Source organism: Sinorhizobium sp. KGO-5 (assembly GCF_036245905.1).
GTDB lineage: Bacteria > Pseudomonadota > Alphaproteobacteria > Rhizobiales > Rhizobiaceae > Sinorhizobium > Sinorhizobium meliloti_A.
This window is the reverse complement of sequence record NZ_BDIZ01000002.1, coordinates 974,834-990,237: the sequence shown is the minus strand read 5'-3', so window position 1 is coordinate 990,237 and position 15,404 is coordinate 974,834. Positions and strand designations below refer to the sequence as shown.

13 protein-coding genes are annotated in these 15,404 nt (G+C 59.3%); 8 read left to right on the top strand and 5 right to left on the bottom strand.

The window, feature by feature from the left end; all coding sequences use genetic code 11:
* Positions 1–85 precede the first annotated feature (85 nt).
* Positions 86–1,414: a trypsin-like peptidase domain-containing protein gene (locus BHD07_RS14000; protein WP_324765309.1), complete on the bottom strand. Its 1,329-nt coding sequence runs from the start codon at positions 1,412–1,414 to the stop codon at positions 86–88.
* Positions 1,415–1,608: 194 nt separating this feature from the next.
* Positions 1,609–3,204, bottom strand: coding sequence for an MBL fold metallo-hydrolase (locus BHD07_RS13995; RefSeq protein ID WP_338280869.1), 1,596 nt, complete (start codon positions 3,202–3,204; stop codon positions 1,609–1,611).
* Between the two features lie 598 nt (positions 3,205–3,802).
* Between BHD07_RS13995 and BHD07_RS31935 the strand changes: the two genes are divergently transcribed.
* On the top strand, positions 3,803–4,297 hold the full coding sequence (locus tag BHD07_RS31935; protein ID WP_445190492.1) for a DUF6064 family protein: 495 nt from the start codon (positions 3,803–3,805) through the stop codon (positions 4,295–4,297).
* On the opposite strand, the gene argF is transcribed toward BHD07_RS31935, so the two are convergent.
* A complete protein-coding gene (gene argF, locus BHD07_RS13990) occupies positions 4,294–5,316 on the bottom strand; it encodes an ornithine carbamoyltransferase (RefSeq protein ID WP_324765425.1) in 1,023 nt (340 codons plus the stop codon). The two genes, BHD07_RS31935 and argF, sit on opposite strands and share 4 nt — an antisense overlap.
* Positions 5,317–5,550: 234 nt before the next feature.
* On the opposite strand from argF, the gene BHD07_RS13985 reads away from it, so the two are divergent.
* Entirely contained in the window at positions 5,551–5,997 is a 447-nt protein-coding gene (locus BHD07_RS13985) for a hypothetical protein (protein ID WP_324765307.1), read from the top strand.
* Positions 5,998–6,052: 55 nt separating this feature from the next.
* Here BHD07_RS13985 and BHD07_RS13980 read toward each other — a convergent pair whose 3' ends face one another.
* Entirely contained in the window at positions 6,053–6,799 is a 747-nt protein-coding gene (locus BHD07_RS13980; protein WP_324765306.1) for a response regulator, read from the bottom strand.
* Between the two features lie 144 nt (positions 6,800–6,943).
* Between BHD07_RS13980 and BHD07_RS13975 the strand changes: the two genes are divergently transcribed.
* The 5 genes from BHD07_RS13975 (at position 6,944) to BHD07_RS13955 (ending at position 14,065) form a co-directional block, all read left to right on the top strand.
* On the top strand, positions 6,944–7,693 hold the full coding sequence (locus BHD07_RS13975) for a Crp/Fnr family transcriptional regulator (RefSeq protein ID WP_338280866.1): 750 nt from the start codon (positions 6,944–6,946) through the stop codon (positions 7,691–7,693).
* 35 nt (positions 7,694–7,728) lie between these two features.
* Positions 7,729–9,297 carry a PAS domain S-box protein gene (locus BHD07_RS13970; RefSeq protein ID WP_338280864.1) on the top strand — a complete coding sequence of 523 codons (1,569 nt, stop codon included), beginning with the start codon at positions 7,729–7,731 and terminating at the stop codon, positions 9,295–9,297.
* A 140-nt stretch (positions 9,298–9,437) separates the two neighbouring features.
* Complete coding sequence (locus BHD07_RS13965) at positions 9,438–12,137, top strand: bifunctional acetate--CoA ligase family protein/GNAT family N-acetyltransferase (protein WP_338280862.1); 2,700 nt, start codon at positions 9,438–9,440, stop codon at positions 12,135–12,137.
* A 75-nt stretch (positions 12,138–12,212) separates the two neighbouring features.
* Positions 12,213–13,034 (top strand): universal stress protein, encoded by an 822-nt coding sequence (locus tag BHD07_RS13960; RefSeq protein WP_324765302.1) that lies wholly within the window; start codon positions 12,213–12,215, stop codon positions 13,032–13,034.
* Positions 13,035–13,231: 197 nt separating this feature from the next.
* A complete protein-coding gene (locus BHD07_RS13955) occupies positions 13,232–14,065 on the top strand; it encodes a universal stress protein (RefSeq protein ID WP_324765301.1) in 834 nt (277 codons plus the stop codon).
* Between the two features lie 60 nt (positions 14,066–14,125).
* Here the strand turns inward: BHD07_RS13955 and BHD07_RS13950 are convergent, their stop codons facing one another.
* On the bottom strand, positions 14,126–14,581 hold the full coding sequence (locus BHD07_RS13950; RefSeq protein ID WP_338280859.1) for a pyridoxamine 5'-phosphate oxidase family protein: 456 nt from the start codon (positions 14,579–14,581) through the stop codon (positions 14,126–14,128).
* Between the two features lie 144 nt (positions 14,582–14,725).
* Between BHD07_RS13950 and BHD07_RS13945 the strand changes: the two genes are divergently transcribed.
* Positions 14,726–15,400, top strand: a complete 675-nt coding sequence (locus tag BHD07_RS13945) for a BON domain-containing protein (protein ID WP_324765299.1) — start codon at positions 14,726–14,728, stop codon at positions 15,398–15,400.
* The last annotated feature ends 4 nt before the right edge of the window (positions 15,401–15,404 follow it).

Here is a 15,404-nt window from a genome sequence, read left to right as displayed (position 1 = left end):
AGAGTCATTCTCTACCCGAGTGATCGAATCAAGGACGGTGTGGCTATCGTCGAGCGCCAGCCGGACGTAAAGGGCCCGCTTGCCGCTATTGAACATCGATGCGGTATGCGGTTCCTGCGCGCAGGATATCGATAGAAGCGCTGCCTTCCACACTCTCCAGGACGCTTCCAATTTGGTCTGCTGAGACGGGTGGTTTGCCGTTGATGGCCGTCAGGTAGTCGCCCGTTCTCAGCCCGATAGAATAGGCGGTGCTACGCGGCGCAACATCGATGAGGACCGCGCCCGACGGCGCGCATGCGAGTGAGCCGCTCGCGGATGGAAAGGCAACGACGACTGAGCCTTGGTCAGAGGCGTCGCGAGCAGCGGCCGAATCTGAGAGCGTCACGTTCAGCTTCTGCGACGCTTCTCCCCGACGGATATCGAGTGTGATGCGGGCGTTCGCTGGAAGCAGGCTGATCGCATTCCTGAAGGCTGCCTCCGTCGGGAAGGTGCGGCCGTCCAGGGCCATGATCACATCTCCAAGGCGTACGCCTTGGAGCTCCGACGGCGAATTGCAGGCGAGCTCGTTCACGATAAGCGCTTCCGCCTGAGTGGCACTCCCGTCTTGCGCATCCCTGGCGGCCGTTACCGAAAGGCCGAGCCAGCCGCGCTTGTATTCTCCGTGGGCGATCAATTCGCGGACGATCTGCGCCCCAATATTCGACGGAATCGCAAAGCCAATGCCGGTACTCGCTTGATCTGGCGCGGCGATCCCGCGGGCGATGCCAATCAACTCGCCAGAGACATTGACGAGCGCTCCGCCGGAATTCCCTGGATTGATGGCCGCGTCGGTCTGGATGTAATCCTGATATTCATCGGCACCCAGGCCCGAGCGGCCCAAGCCGCTAACGATGCCGAAGGTCGCCGTCTGCGTCAGCCCGAAAGGACTGCCTACCGCGGCCACAAAATCACCGACCTTTAGTTCGGATGAATTTCCCCACTTGAGCGCAGCGAGTTTTGAGGCATCGATCTTAACCACGGCGAGGTCGGTCGGCGCATCCTCCCCTACCCTATCGGCCTGGAAAATCCGTCCATCCGAGAGTGTCACGGAAACATCGTCGGCATCGGCAACCAGGTGGCGGCTGGTAACGATGTAGCCGCCCTCCGGATCGATAATCACGCCGGACCCTGTCGCGATCGCTCCCGTTTGAACGATGAATACCTCATCGGGAAGACCGAGGACCTTACGTACATTCGGATCTTCGAGCAGCTCGCTTCTGAAGATCCCACTGCTGACGGTTCGGATGCTGACGACCGCCGGTTGCACCCGCTCTAATATCTCGGACACATCCGCGCCGATGCCAGTCGCTTCGGCGGTCCCCCCGAAGGCATCGAAAAGAGCAGCTAAAACCAGCAGCCTCGAGATCTTGAGCATCGTCGCGCTCCATGGGTTGATGGCGGAACTTCAGCCGAATCTGCCCGCCGATGCATTGACGCGCATCAATTCGTGGCATTCATGACTGCCTGTCATTCGATCGACGCGGATCAGGATCGTGGAGCACTCGTCAGGCCGGCATGACGCAAACCCGTGTGCTCCCCTGCTCTCGGCTTATAGTCCGGCTCGGCATCTCATGCTTCTTCCTGCAGGGCACGGCGCAACCGTCGGATCACAACACCACGTGCCTTATCGTCCGCGGCCTTTGCCAGTTCGTCCTGAACATCGAGGACGAGCTTCTGGAAATCGTTGTGCCAATCCGTCCTTCCTGCCCGTACGGGATCGATGCGAGGCGGGGCGACCGCTCCGGAAACCTCAACTGCACCCTGCGAGCCAAGACGGAATGCGCTGTCCAATCTAGGCCGGATCAGGCGATCTTCTGGTAGGAAGGTGGACAGACGTTCCCTGAGGCCTTCAAGTGCCTCGTCTTCTCCGTGGACGAGAAAGACACCAGCGCTGATCGGCTGCCGCGCTCCTACCCAGTCGGCAAGCTCTGCGCCGTCGGCATGGCCACTATAGATGTCGAGCTTCCTGATCCGAGCTCGGACGCTGATATCTTCCCCCTGAATGCGCACGACCGAGGCACCGTCTTCAAGGAGGCGCCCCAGGGTGCCATTCGCCTGGTACCCGACCAACAGCACTGTCGCCTCATCTCTCCAGAGCCAATTTTTTAACCGATGCCGAATGCGCCCGGCCTCGCACATGCCGCTCGCAGCGATGACAATATGGAAGCCCCTGATGAGGTCGACCGCCTTGGATTGCTCCACCGTTTCGGTAAAGCGAACGTTCTTCGACTCTAATCCCCGAATTAGAGCATCCCCGTTCTCAAGCTCGCGGGCGTGTCTGTGGAATATCTCGCTCGCACGGGTCGCGAGCGGAGAGTCAATGATGATTGGGCATTTCGGGACGGCACCCGTCTCCATTAGATAGACGAGATCGGTTAGCAGTTCCTGCGTCCGTTCCACGGCGAAAGAGGGGATGAGAAGAGCGCCATTCGACTGCACTGCAGTCAACACCTCGGAACGCAGGATGTGACGTCGAGCGACATCGTCCGCTTCCTCGCGCTCGACATTGCCATAGGTGCTCTCGCAGATGACATAGTCCCAACCGCTAGGTGCTTTCGCATCAAACTGCAGGAGCTTGTGCCGCGGCCCGACGTCGCCGGAAAACAGCAGGCGCAACGGCGACGGCCCGGTACCGACCTCCATCTCGACCGAGGCAGATCCGAGCAGGTGGCCGGCATTCCAGAAACGGAAGCGAACTCCCTCGCCAGCCTTCTCCCAAGAGCCGAGACGCACCTGCCGAAACAGCGTGATCGCGGCAGCGGCGTCGCGCGCGGTGTAAATCGGCGTCACGGGATCCCGGCCGCGGCGCAAATTGCGGCGGTTAAGCTGATCGACTTCGCTCTCCTGAATGTGGGCGGAGTCCGCCAGCATGACGGAGCATAGGTCGGTGCTCGCGGGCGTCGCGAAGATCGGGCCATCGTAGCCAAGCCTGGCGAGCTTCGGCAGCAGGCCGGAATGGTCGATGTGCGCGTGCGTCAGGATGACGGCGTCGATCGTCTTGGGGCTGAAGGGGAAGTCGCGGTAATTTAGCTCTTTCTCTGTCTTCGACCCCTGGAACATACCGCAGTCGACCAGGATCTTCGTGGCACCGAATTCGACGAGTTGGCAGGATCCCGTAACGGTCCCGGCTGCCCCATGAAAACGGATGGTCGGTTCAATCGGCATGGTTCAAGGCCCTGATCTTAAGAACGGCAGATCTAAGCATGCACCCTTGGGCAGCCGGGCGACTTGATGCGGATCAAAGATGCTTTGATCCGGCCAGAACCTCCCGACTTCTAATGTTGGTCAACCGCCTTTCGGCTCGGTCGGACAATCCCTTGGTCGCTTCGTCGGGCCTTTGACGTTCGATTTCGCCATGCACCGAGTAGCCAGCCACGTCATGCGGGGTTTTAGCTTCTTGCCGCCGATCTGCGTTTGGCGGACAGTCGCCTCCGATCTGCGCTGAGAGTGACGCGACTGCTTCAGGAAAACTTCTCCATTCACATGATCTGGCTCAATATTGGTGACCGCAATGTGGGCGATGCTGAGGTGTTGCAGCATCGGAAGGCATACCATGCCATTCACTGAGGAGCAGTTTTTTCAAGTATTCGCCGCCTATAATGCGGCGATCTCACCGCTGCCCGCGGTCGCTTACGTCCTCGGACTTACAGCGTTCGGTCTCCTATTCTAGCGGTCTCGGACCTCCACCGTACTGGTTATGGCGATCCTGGCGCTGATGTTTCTCGTTAACGGCGTGGGCTACCATTGATCATTCTTCACCAGCATCAATCCCGCTGCTCAAATCTTCGGCGCGGTGTTCGTCCTCCAAGCGCTGCTCCTGGCTGCCGCTCCATTTGTCTCACCGGGCTTTAGATTGGCGCCTTCGGATGATGTGCGCACGGTCGCCGGTCTCGCACTCGCCGCTTACGCGATCTCGATCTATCAGGTTATCGGGTGGCTATTCGGCCACGTCTACCCGGCGGTGCCCCTGTTCGGGATCGCACCTTGCCCAACCACGATCTTCACGATCGGAATCCTGCTGCTAGGGCCTTGGCACGTCGCGCGATGGCTCCTCTTGATCCCTGTGCTTTGGAAATCATCGGCGGCAGCGCGGCCCTTCTGCTCAACGTGCCGCAGGACTACGGCCTGCTGGCCGCATTTCTCGCGGTCCTCGCCTTCGGGGCGGCAAACTGGTTCCACGCGGGTATCGGGCCCGCATGGTCAAAGCGAACTCGCGCTCGTAGCGCAAATCCAAGTGGTCGCCCCGGCTAGTCATTAAGGGTCTCTGTCTCGCGCATCGGTCTTCCGGTCCCCAAGGGTCGCGGCGAAAATGGCTTTGATCGTGTGCACCCGGTTTTCCGCCTGGTCGAACACAACGGAAGCTTTCGATTCAAAGATCGCGTCCGAGACTTCCATGCAGTCGGGCCCGAACTGCTTCGCGATGCAGGCGCCGGCCTTCGAGCTGTTATCGTGGAAGGCAGGCAAGCAATGCATGAACTTGCAATCTGGATTGTCAGTGGCTTCCATAACATTGGCCCTGACGCCGTAAGGCGCCAGCAGCCTGATGCGCTCGGCCCAACCCACCTCCTGCTCTCCAAGCCACGAAGCCGTGTAGACGAAATCGGCGCCCAACACTCCGGCGCCGACGTGTTCCAGGACCGTGAACTTGCCGCCGTTCTTGTGCGCTTCCGACGCCACTTCGTCGATGAAGGACGAAGCGGGCCAGAAGATCGGCGGCGAGACAATGCGGAAGTCCATGCCGAGCTTGGCCGCTCCGATGGCGAGTGACCCGGCAATAGCACAGCGGCCGTCGCCCAGAAATGCGGTCGTGACTTCCGGCAGCGCCTTGTCGGCCACTTCCTGCATCGTCAGCAAATCTGCCAATGCCTGTATTGGTAGGGATTCATCGGTAAAGCCATTGTAGACAGGCACGTGGGCATGTGCCGCCAGCTCCTTCAGGGTCCGAGCGCGGCCGCAATATTCGATAGCGTCGTAGATCCTGCCGATCACGCGGGCCGTGTCCTTGATCGATCCGCAACGCCCCGGATGGCTCGCGGGGAGCGTGAGACTGACGACGCGCGCGCCTTGATCATAGGCTGCAATTTCTGATCCGAGGAGAGTTCCGATCGAATCGTCCTCGCTGACAAGCGCGATGTTCTTGCCATTGAGCCGTGGGATTTCATTACCACTTCGCTTGTCGGCCTTCAACTCGGCGGCGAGTTGCAACAGGAACCCGATCTCCCTTGAAGTGAATTCGTCGAGCGTCAGGACGCTGCGGCCCCGGAGACTGGTGGACATGGCATGCCCCGTCACTTTGAGTTGCGCAGAAACTGCAACTTTTGCGCAGCAGTGCGTTAGGAATTGAACGACAAATACGACGCGCCGGCTTTGATGAGCATCAATGACGGCCCAGCTCGTTTCCCGGAAAATGCCTCTCAATGCGACGGATCGCAGGTTTGCGAGAGTTGACGCGTGGCCGGCGGGGCCTGTCCTCCAGTGGAGGCGACGGTTTTTCGCTGAGATGCATTTCCGATGGAGAGCAACATGGCTGTTGCCTACGCCGTGGGTCCGATCAAACGGCATCAATTCGACAAAGCTTACCGGCTGGTCGACGCAGCCGGCTGTCACTTCGACTTGCAGGGATGGCGCGAATTCTGCGCAGCCACCGTCACCCGAGTGTGCTCACCAGAAGGAATAGTGACCGCAGAGAACCCGCTCGGTTATATCGCCGGGATCTGCATCATGCGCCCAGTGCAGAACGAAACATACGGCAGAATGCTCGACGTACCGGTCTTCATCATTACAAGCGCGGCGGACACGCGTGGCGTGGCCAACGCGCTTCTCGCGTATTTCACAGTGGTCGCTCGCAAATCCAATTGCGGGTTCATTCGCGTCGCGGCACTCGACCCAACAGACTGGCCAAGTTCCATCGCCACCTCGCCCCGAGAGGGCCGCGGCATCCTCATACCTGTTCAATAGTCCTGACTTAGGCTGAGACCCGAGCTCGTCCGTATGCCACTGCGAACCGGGGGAGCTAGGAGCGATGGCGAGTCGCCCTCGCGCTAAAGACGTATCCAACACCTCTAACCGACTTGATGAGAGCGGGGCGGGTAGGATCACGTTCAATTTTGCGCCTTAGGCGAGCAATCTGCGCGTCGATGGTGCGATCGAAAGCCTCAAGGTTTCGACCTCTCGTCAAATCCATCAACAATTCGCGTTGCAGCACGCGGCCCGCATGCTTCACAAGTACGCATAGCATGTCGAACTCACCGGTCGTCAGAGGGACTTCCCTCCCGTCATCGTCCGCGACCAATTGGCGGCGATCAATGTCAAGGCGCAGTCCTTCGAAACAGTACACTTCCGCTGACGGCGTTTCGCGATCGCTCTGCGATTGCTGCGGCTGGCGGCGACGAAGGACGCCCCGGACGCGCGCCAATACCTCCCGCAGGTGGAAGGGCTTCGCAATGTAGTCGTCGGCACCCACCTCCAGCCCGACCACCCGGTCGACAACGTCATTGCGACCAGTCAACATTATCAAAGGCACATCCGAGCGCGCCCGTATGCCGCGCGCAAGTGCCAATCCATCCTCGCCAGGCAGTACAAGGTCGAGCAGAATGATGTCGATTGACTCTTTGTCGAGGCACTCGCGCATCTCGAGTCCGTCGCCGGCCAGACTGACGCGGTATCCTTCCTCTTCGAAGTACCGCGCGAGCATCTGCCGGATTCTCGCGTCGTCATCGACCACGAGAATGTGCTCGGGCAAGGTTCGTGCGTTTGCCATTCATCAACTCCGAACCGCGCCGTTTCCCTCCATGCGCCGTCACACTTTGTTACATTATCGCACCGATTTTTGCACGCGTGTCGTCATGAGATTACGGCTTGACCTTCAGACTCTTCCCGTCACGAAAGATGGAGGAGAGAGGTCATGAGCGTTCAAGTCGTAGCAATGCAGGATCGTCTCACTGCAGCGATATGCGGGCTGATAGTGCCAGTAACGGACCTATCTTCCCTATTTCATCGGCAGCCAATCGAAAGGTTTGAGCCCGGTCGGGCCATATTCTGGGACGGCGATGAGGCCGCTGACGTCTTCGAGGTCGCGGATGGAATGCTGCGCGCATTGCGGCTGCTCGGCGACGGCCGGCGGTTTATCGTAGGCTTCTTGCGTCCCGGAGATCTCCTCGGCGTGTCGCTTAAGGAGCGTTATCTCTACACGGTCGAGGCGATCTCCCCAGTGCAGCTTCGCCGCTTCCCTCGCCGCCGTTTCGAAGACGAAGTGGCGCGGCATTCACACTTACAGCAGCAACTTTTCTCGAGGTTACGTGACGAAATGACTGCCGCGCAAGATCAGGCCGTCCTTCTTTCCCGCCGGAGCGCTGAGGAAAAGCTTGCGAACTTCTTCCTGATGATGAGGCGGAGCGAGAACTCCAAGCATACTTCGGTGGTCGACCTGCCCATGACGCGACTCGACATCGCCGATTATCTCGGCATGACAATCGAGACGGTATCCCGCACTATAACAAAGTTTGCGACAAGCGGCGTCATCGCGGCACCGGAACGGCGCTCGATCACGGTGTTGAAGATGGAGACCCTTCGATCGCTCGCGGACGGTGACGAAAGGGAGCACTGGGTGCCCTCGCGTATAGCGCCCGCGCGCTATGCAGCCGGCAGTGCTTGAAGCCCGCCGAGCCGAATGGAGAGAGGAACCGCTATATGGTCGATCAGACCGACAGCGACATCACCAATCTTAGACGCGCTAAGGCCGAATTGGCGGCGCGCGAGGCACATCTTCGGTCGATTCTCGAGACGGTTCCCGAAGCAATGGTGGTGATCGATGAAACAGGCGTGATTTCCTCTTTCAGCGCAGCCGCAGAACGCCTGTTCGGATATGCTGAAAGCGAGGTCGTTGGATCCAACGTCAAGATCTTGATGCCCTCTCCCCATCGCGAGGCGCATGACCGGTACCTGGATAACTATCTGCGCACTGGCGAACGGCGCATTATCGGAATTGGACGGGTCGTTGCGGGCCAACGAAAGGACGGCACAATATTTCCCATGGAGCTGTCGGTCGGAGAAGCGACGTCCGACGGTCGGCGGATATTCACCGGCTTTATTCGGGATCTGACCAGCCGCCAGCGTGTTGAGGAAGAGCTCAGGCAAGCGCAGAAGATGGAAGCGGTCGGGCAACTCACCGGCGGGTTGGCGCATGATTTCAACAATCTGCTGACTGTGATTACCGGGAATCTGGAAATGATCGAAGCCCGGCTGCAAGACGCGAAGTTAAGGCCTCTCTTACAAGAAGCTCAGGCCGCAGCCGACGATGGGGCAAAGCTAACGGCCCAATTGCTGGCATTCGGGCGGCGGCAGCCGCTCAACCCGAAGCTCGTCGACGTTGGTGAACTCGTCACGAACTTTTCGAAGCTGCTCACCAGAACCCTGGGCGAGGCCATAGAACTGTCCACCGTCGTAAACGGCAGCGCGAACCTCGCCTTGATCGACATCTCCCAGCTTCAGAACACTCTCCTGAACTTGGGGCTGAACGCACGCGACGCAATGCCGAACGGCGGCCACCTGACAATCGAGATCTCCACGACGGTTCTCGACCGCGATTACGCCCTGATGTACCCCGAAGTCCGAATGGGGCACTACGTTCTGGTCGCCGTCACGGACACGGGCGTCGGAATGACCGAAGAGGTCAAGCGTCATGCCTTTGACCCGTTTTACACCACGAAGGGCACTGGTGCGGGGACAGGCCTCGGTCTCAGCATGGTCTACGGCTTTGTAAAGCAATCCGGCGGACATATTCAGCTTTATAGTGAACCCGATCGAGGAACGAGCGTGCGGCTATTCCTGCCAGCGGCACAGGGAGAAAACCGCCTTGCCCAAGCTGGCGCAGGAGATGAAGCAGCCCTTGAGCCTATGCCGAGAGGTCATGAAACGATTCTCGTCGTGGAGGACGACGCACGGGTGCGCCGCGTCGTGGTCTCGCGACTCCGCGACGCTGGATATTCCGTCATCGAAGCAGAGGCCGGTACGCAGGCCCTTAAACTGCTCGGGGAGCATCCAGAAATCTCCCTCGTCTTCACGGACATGATAATGCCGGGCGGAATGGATGGCGGCGAATTGGCCGAGCATGTTCGCGCACTCAGACCCGACGTAAAGATGCTGTTCACGTCGGGCTACGCCGAGCCGGGTGCGGCCGGCCGGGCGGCAGGAAGCTGGCTGCAAAAACCCTACACCGCCAGAGACTTGGCATTGCGGCTCCGAGACCTGCTGGATTGATGTGCCAGGTGTCATGGCGACATAGCTGCACGGAATAGATCCTTGCCCGAACGGGACTTTTTGTTTGAGCGCGATCAACGCGCGGCCGGAATGCGGCGATATCTTCGATCAACGAAGATTGGAGATCGGAAATCGAGGTCATGAGCATTCGCAACCTTCATCACGCCATCGATCCGGGGTCGGTTGTTATTGTCGGTGCCTCAAATCGCGCCGGATCACTTGGCCGGGTGATCATCGAAAACGTGCTCGCGGCCGGATTTGAGGGAGAAATCTGGCCGGTAAATCCGAAATATGAGCAGGTGGCGGGCCTTTACTGCTATCGCCGAGTAGCGGATGTTCCAAGTGTTCCCGATCTCGCAGTTATCGTCACGCCGCCGAAAACCGTGCCGGCCCTGATCCATGAGCTGGGCGTGAAAGGAACGCGCGCTGCCGTGGTTATCACGGCGGGTCTCAACGCTGATCAAGGCTTGAGACAAGCGATGCTCGATGCCGCGAAACGATTTCTCCTTCGCATCATCGGCCCCAACACGGTGGGTCTCATCGTCCCGTCCGCGAAGCTGAATGCGAGCTTCGCGCATTTACCGGCCAAGCCAGGCGGAATCGCACTTCTTTCGCAATCCGGAGCTATCGCAACTTCGTTGATCGACTGGGCGGCGGATAACAATGTCGGTTTTTCCAAGATCGTTTCGCTCGGCGACATGGCCGACGCAGACGCCGGCGATTTTCTCGACCTTTTGGCGGGAGACCCCGAGACGCGTGCGATCGTCATGTATCTCGAGGCCATCTCCAATCCCCGGAAATTCCTGTCGGCAGCACGGGCCGCGGCTCGGGTAAAGCCGGTTGTCGCCATTAAAGCGGGCCGTCACGCCGAGGCGGCCAAAGCGGCCGCCACACATACAGGTGCGCTTTCAGGAGCCGATCGCGTCGTTGACGCGGCTTTGCGTCGTGCCGGCATCTTGAGAATAGAAGGCCTCGGCGAACTGTTCGATGCGACGGAAACGATCGCGCGCTTTCCCCCTCTTGAGCGTAGCCGTGTCGCAATCGTCACCAATGGCGGCGGTGCAGGCGTTCTCGCCGTGGATCGGCTGATCGACTTCGGGTGCGCGCTCGCGGATCTCTCTCCGGAGACTGTCGGCACCCTCGATCGAATTCTTCCCACCAATTGGTCGCGCGCCAATCCCGTTGATATTATCGGTGACGCACCACCCCATCGTTACGAGACGGCCGTTGAGACCATCGCTGGGGATGTGGGAGTGGATATCCTGATCGTCATGAATTGCCCAACGGGCCTTGCGTCCCCCGTTGATGCGGCTCATGCGATCGCTTCCCTTGCGCAGTCCGGGACAATTTCCGGCAAACCCGTTCTCACATGCTGGCTGGGCGGTCGAACCGCTCGTGAGGGTCGCACGGTGCTGCAGCAGGCCGGATTGGCGAGCTACGATACGCCGTCTGACGTCGCATTAGCGGCTTCTTACCTCGCCAAATGGTCGAAAGCGCAGCAGGCGTTGGTCAGGGTGCCAGAGGGCCGAGACGACGAAGTGCATTGCAACCGCGATCTGGCGCGATCCGTTCTCCTGAGGGTGGCGGCCGAAGGTCGCCGAATGCTGAACGAACCCGAAGCCAAGGCCGTGATTGCAGCCTATGGCATCCCCGTCCCTCAAACGATGACTGCAACGTCGCCGAAGGAGGCGGAAGCGATCGCCGGCTTGCTTCTTGCGGGCGCGCCGAAGCTAGTGGTCAAATTGATCTCGAAGTCGATCACGCACAAATCCGATGTGGGCGGTGTAGTCCTCGACATCCTGTCCCCCGTCGCCGCTCGCGAAGCTGCCGAGGCGATCGCTGCGCGGGTCAAGGCGCATGACCCGACTGCCGTTGTCGACGGTTTTACCGTGCAGCCGATGGTCGAACGCAAACATGCGTGGGAACTGCTCCTAGGCCTCACCCGAGATCCGATCTTCGGTCCGGTCGTTCTATTCGGCTCGGGCGGTGTTTCCGTGGAAGTGGTCGCAGACACTGCGGTCGCGCTTCCGCCGCTCGACGCTGCGCTTACCGGCGACCTCATCGACCAGACCCGGATAGGAAAGCTCCTCGCCGGTTTCCGTAACGAGCCGCCAGCAGACAGAGCAGCGATCTGCAAAGCGCTCGCGGCTCTCTCCCAGATGATCGTCGATTTCCCATGCGTGCTTTCGGTGGATATTAACCCGCTGGTCGTCAGCCCAGAGGGCGTGATTGCGCTCGACGTGCGCATCGAAATCGACCCGCAGGCCGTCGCGTGTCCGGGCCCCAATCGCGACCTCGCGATCCGCCCATATCCAAGCGATTGGCAAAAGCAGGTCACGCTTGCTGAGCGGATCTATCATCTGCGCCCGATCAGACCCGCAGACGCGGCACTGTATCCGGATTTTTTGGCAAAGACGTCTTCGGCTGACATCCAATTTCGTTTCTTGTCGTCGCGCAAGCACTTTCAGGATCAGATGTTGGTGAGGCTCACGCAGATCGATTACGAGCGCGAGATGGCCTTCGTCGCTCTCGATAGTGAAAGCGGCGAGCTTGCCGGAATTGCCAGGCTTTACGCTGATCCTGATCACGAGGCCGCCGAATATGGCTTGCTGGTGAGGACCGACCTGCAGGGGCATGGTCTCGGCTGGGCTCTCCTTACTCATCTGAGGGACTATGCTGCGGCAGATGGTCTGCAACGCATAGAAGGCCTCGTTCTGAGTGAAAATTCGAAAATGCTGAAAATGTGCAGAGAGTTTGGATTTGCGATTTCGCCGAATTTGACCGATTCAACGCTCAGGATCGCGACGCTTACACTGCAGCCTCAGGCGGGAGATTCTTGACCGGCATCAATGCAGCCACCCCCACCCGGCGTAGATTGGCTTTCAGAAAGCAAACCGCTTGGGGAGACCGGAGCAATGACCTACAAGACAGTCCTTCTCGTACTCGATGCAAACTATGAAGCGGACCTCACAGCGGCGGCAGATCTCTGCGTCGCTGCCAATGCTCATCTCTCGGTCTTGCTGGTGAAGGTCGCGGCTCCACCCCGGTTCGGGGACCATGCGGGCCTCTCGGTCGCATGGCTCGACAATCAGGCGGCCGAGTTCGAACAGCTCGAAAAGGCCATCGAGGCGGTACGAGCGACGCTCAAGGAAGTGGGGTTATCGTTCGACGTCGCCGGCGAATACACCGAGCCTGCACGGGCCGACGACCTGGTCGGAGAGCGGGCACGCTACGCTGATGTTGCATTGATCGGAACCAGCATGGACCCGTCATTGCGGGCGCGCGCCATCGAAGGCGCCCTTTTCTATTCGCCCTGCCCGGTCCTGCTTGCGCCCCGTCGCCAATCGGTAACCTTGCTTCCGAGGAGGATTCTGCTGGCGTGGAACGCCAGTCTCGAATCCAAGAGGGCCGCTCGCGAAGCGCTCGACATGATGAAAAGTGCCGAAGGCGTAAACGTGGTATTGGTCGACCCTGCGGCCTCTCGCTGGAACGGCCATGAACCTGGCGCAGATGTTGCGACTTATCTTGCCCGCCACGGCATTAAGGTGACTGTCGATCGGCTTCCCAGCGCCGAACGTCCGGTCGACGAGGTCCTCAACGAGCATGCAATTGATACCACCGCCGACCTGATCGTAATCGGCGCATATGGACATACACGTCTTCGCCAGATGATTTTCGGCGGTGTCACGAAGGCCATGATCGCGGCCCCGATCGTGCCAGTGTTGCTGGTCCGCTGACATCACTCAGGCTTACAATGGCGCCGCTTTCTGCGGCGCTCAGTTCGGGTCTGCGATCGCGCCGCACTCGGCGAAATCAAGCACAAGGAATGGCAACACTCGCACCGCCAGGAGCTTCTTGACGGCGATCAATGTAGCAGGCGCTGGCGGGAGTAGATTGGTTCGTGAAACTGCCAATCAGGTTCGAGGAGAAAGCAATGACCTACAAGACAATTCTTTTGGTGATCGGCGCCAATGAGCACGAAAATGATCTAACAGCGGCAGCGGATCTCTGCGCGGCCGCCGATGCGCATTTATCAGTTCTTCTGGTCAAGCTCGCTGCACCACCACCAATCGGAGATTATGCGGCCATGTCGGTCGCCTGGCTCGACGAACGGACCGACGATGTACAGCACCTGGACGGGGCGGTGGAGAGGGCTAGGGCGACGCTGAAGGTCCTTGGGATCTCATTCGAGGCAAATGGCATCTATTGCGAGACCGCATGGGCCGACAGCGATGTGGGCAATCGCGCACGCTATGCCGACATTACATTGATCGGGGCGAGCCTGAAGCCGGATTCTCCGTTGCGAGCGCGAGCCATTGACGGAGCACTCTTCTATTCGGCGCGACCCGTTCTGCTCGCAACCAATCGCCAATCCGTTACACTGCGTCCAAGAAAGATTCTCCTCGCATGGAACTCGAGCATGGAATCCGCGAGAGCAGCCCGCGAAGCATTGGAACTGATGGAGAGCGCCGAGGAGGTGAATGTCGTGGTGGTTGATCCAAGCGCAGCTTCGGCCAAAAACGGCGAAGAACCGGGTGCTGATGTTGCCACCTATCTTGCTCGCCATGGCATCGAAGTGACCGTCGATCGCCTCCCGAGCGCCGGTCGCCGTGTCGACGAGGTTCTCAACCAGCATGCCATTGATACCTCTGCCGATCTGATCGTGATGGGCGCATACGGGCATACACGTCTTCGCGAAAGGATATTCGGCGGCGTTACCAAGGCGATGATTGAAGCACCTATGGTACCGGTCCTGATGGTGCGCTGAACATTCCCTGTTACATCGAAACAAGGGCGCCGCATAAAGCGACGCCTTTGTTGTTTGCCGTCATGCTTCACCTTCGTGTGCAGCACGGCCGGTCATGTCTTCGATATCGACACAGAAAAAGACATGCGGCGAAGAGCCTGCGATCGCTTGTGGTGCGGGCTTCAGCCCGCCCGGTTCCCACCAATTTGGTCGCGCCTCGAGAAGCGACCAGGCATGCACGCACTCTCTCTGCCATCGCCCTTCCGGCGGCAGCTCCTGATAGCGGCCGAATACAAGGACGCTTTTCCACTGCCGTTCGCCTGAAAACTCATCGACTTGAAGGCATACATGCGGGTTGGCGTGCATCCAGTCGATCTTCTGGCCGGGCATAGAAAAGCAGTAAATGCAGTTGCCCGTAAATGCATAAGTGATTGGCACGACATACGGCCTGCCTTCGTTACAGCAAGCAAGACGAGCCAGACGACCGGCCTGAATGACGCTGCTGCATTCGTGACGGGACATTTCCTTGATGAACATGATCTCCCCTCCCTTAGGGCGTGATCTATCGACTAAGGTTAAATCTGCAGGGAACGTCTGTGCCTTGATGTCCCTCAAAGAACGATAGCCGGAAATGGCCAATACTTGAGCCAGTGTTTGCCGGTTTTGAGGAAGGAGACGATCATGAGCGACATTCGCCTGCGCCAGGACATCCTGGATGAGCTCGAATATGAACCCAGCATAGACGCCGCGAACATCGGAGTAACGGTCGAGGATGGCGTTGTCACTTTAACGGGCCATGTTCACAGCTTTGCGGAAAAACACACTGCGGAACGGGTTGCGCAACGGGTGAAGCGCGTGCGCGCAATCGCCGAGGAAATCGAAGTGCGGCTACCGGAGAACAAAAAGACCGCCGATGACGAAATCGCCAGCCGCGTGGTAAAAATTCTCACCTGGGGAGCCGCAATTGCCGAGCTCAAGGACATCCAGGTCAAGGTTGAAAACGGTTACGTGACCCTGGAGGGAACGGTCGATTTCTATTTCCAGCGCAATGCGGCCGAGAGCTTGGTGCGTCGCTTGACGGGCATCACCGGTGTCGACAACCGACTGAGGATTCGTCCCATGATGGATTTGCTCGACCTCAGGCATGGCATCAGAGAGGCGCTGAAACGCAATGCTGAGATAGAGGCCGAAAACATCGACGTAGAAGTATCCGGCAGTCATGTCACATTGCGTGGGAAGGTTCAAAGCCGGCGCGAGAGAGCAGTGGCCGAGCGAGCGGCCTGGTCGGCTCGAGGCGTCACGGCTGTCGAGGATCACTTGAAAATCGAAGAACCCCGACGCCGGCTCAATACCTGAATGG

Coding starts and splice junctions, on each gene's coding strand:
- BHD07_RS14000 (WP_324765309.1), bottom strand. CDS start 1,414: ATGCTCAAGATCTCGAGGCTGCTGGTTTTAGCTGCTCTTTTCGATGCC.
- BHD07_RS13995 (WP_338280869.1), bottom strand. CDS start 3,204: ATGCCGATTGAACCGACCATCCGTTTTCATGGGGCAGCCGGGACCGTT.
- argF (WP_324765425.1), bottom strand. CDS start 5,316: ATGTCCACCAGTCTCCGGGGCCGCAGCGTCCTGACGCTCGACGAATTC.
- BHD07_RS13985 (WP_324765307.1), top strand. CDS start 5,551: ATGGAGAGCAACATGGCTGTTGCCTACGCCGTGGGTCCGATCAAACGG.
- BHD07_RS13980 (WP_324765306.1), bottom strand. CDS start 6,799: ATGGCAAACGCACGAACCTTGCCCGAGCACATTCTCGTGGTCGATGAC.
- BHD07_RS13975 (WP_338280866.1), top strand. CDS start 6,944: ATGAGCGTTCAAGTCGTAGCAATGCAGGATCGTCTCACTGCAGCGATA.
- BHD07_RS13970 (WP_338280864.1), top strand. CDS start 7,729: ATGGTCGATCAGACCGACAGCGACATCACCAATCTTAGACGCGCTAAG.
- BHD07_RS13965 (WP_338280862.1), top strand. CDS start 9,438: ATGAGCATTCGCAACCTTCATCACGCCATCGATCCGGGGTCGGTTGTT.
- BHD07_RS13960 (WP_324765302.1), top strand. CDS start 12,213: ATGACCTACAAGACAGTCCTTCTCGTACTCGATGCAAACTATGAAGCG.
- BHD07_RS13955 (WP_324765301.1), top strand. CDS start 13,232: ATGACCTACAAGACAATTCTTTTGGTGATCGGCGCCAATGAGCACGAA.
- BHD07_RS13950 (WP_338280859.1), bottom strand. CDS start 14,581: ATGTTCATCAAGGAAATGTCCCGTCACGAATGCAGCAGCGTCATTCAG.
- BHD07_RS13945 (WP_324765299.1), top strand. CDS start 14,726: ATGAGCGACATTCGCCTGCGCCAGGACATCCTGGATGAGCTCGAATAT.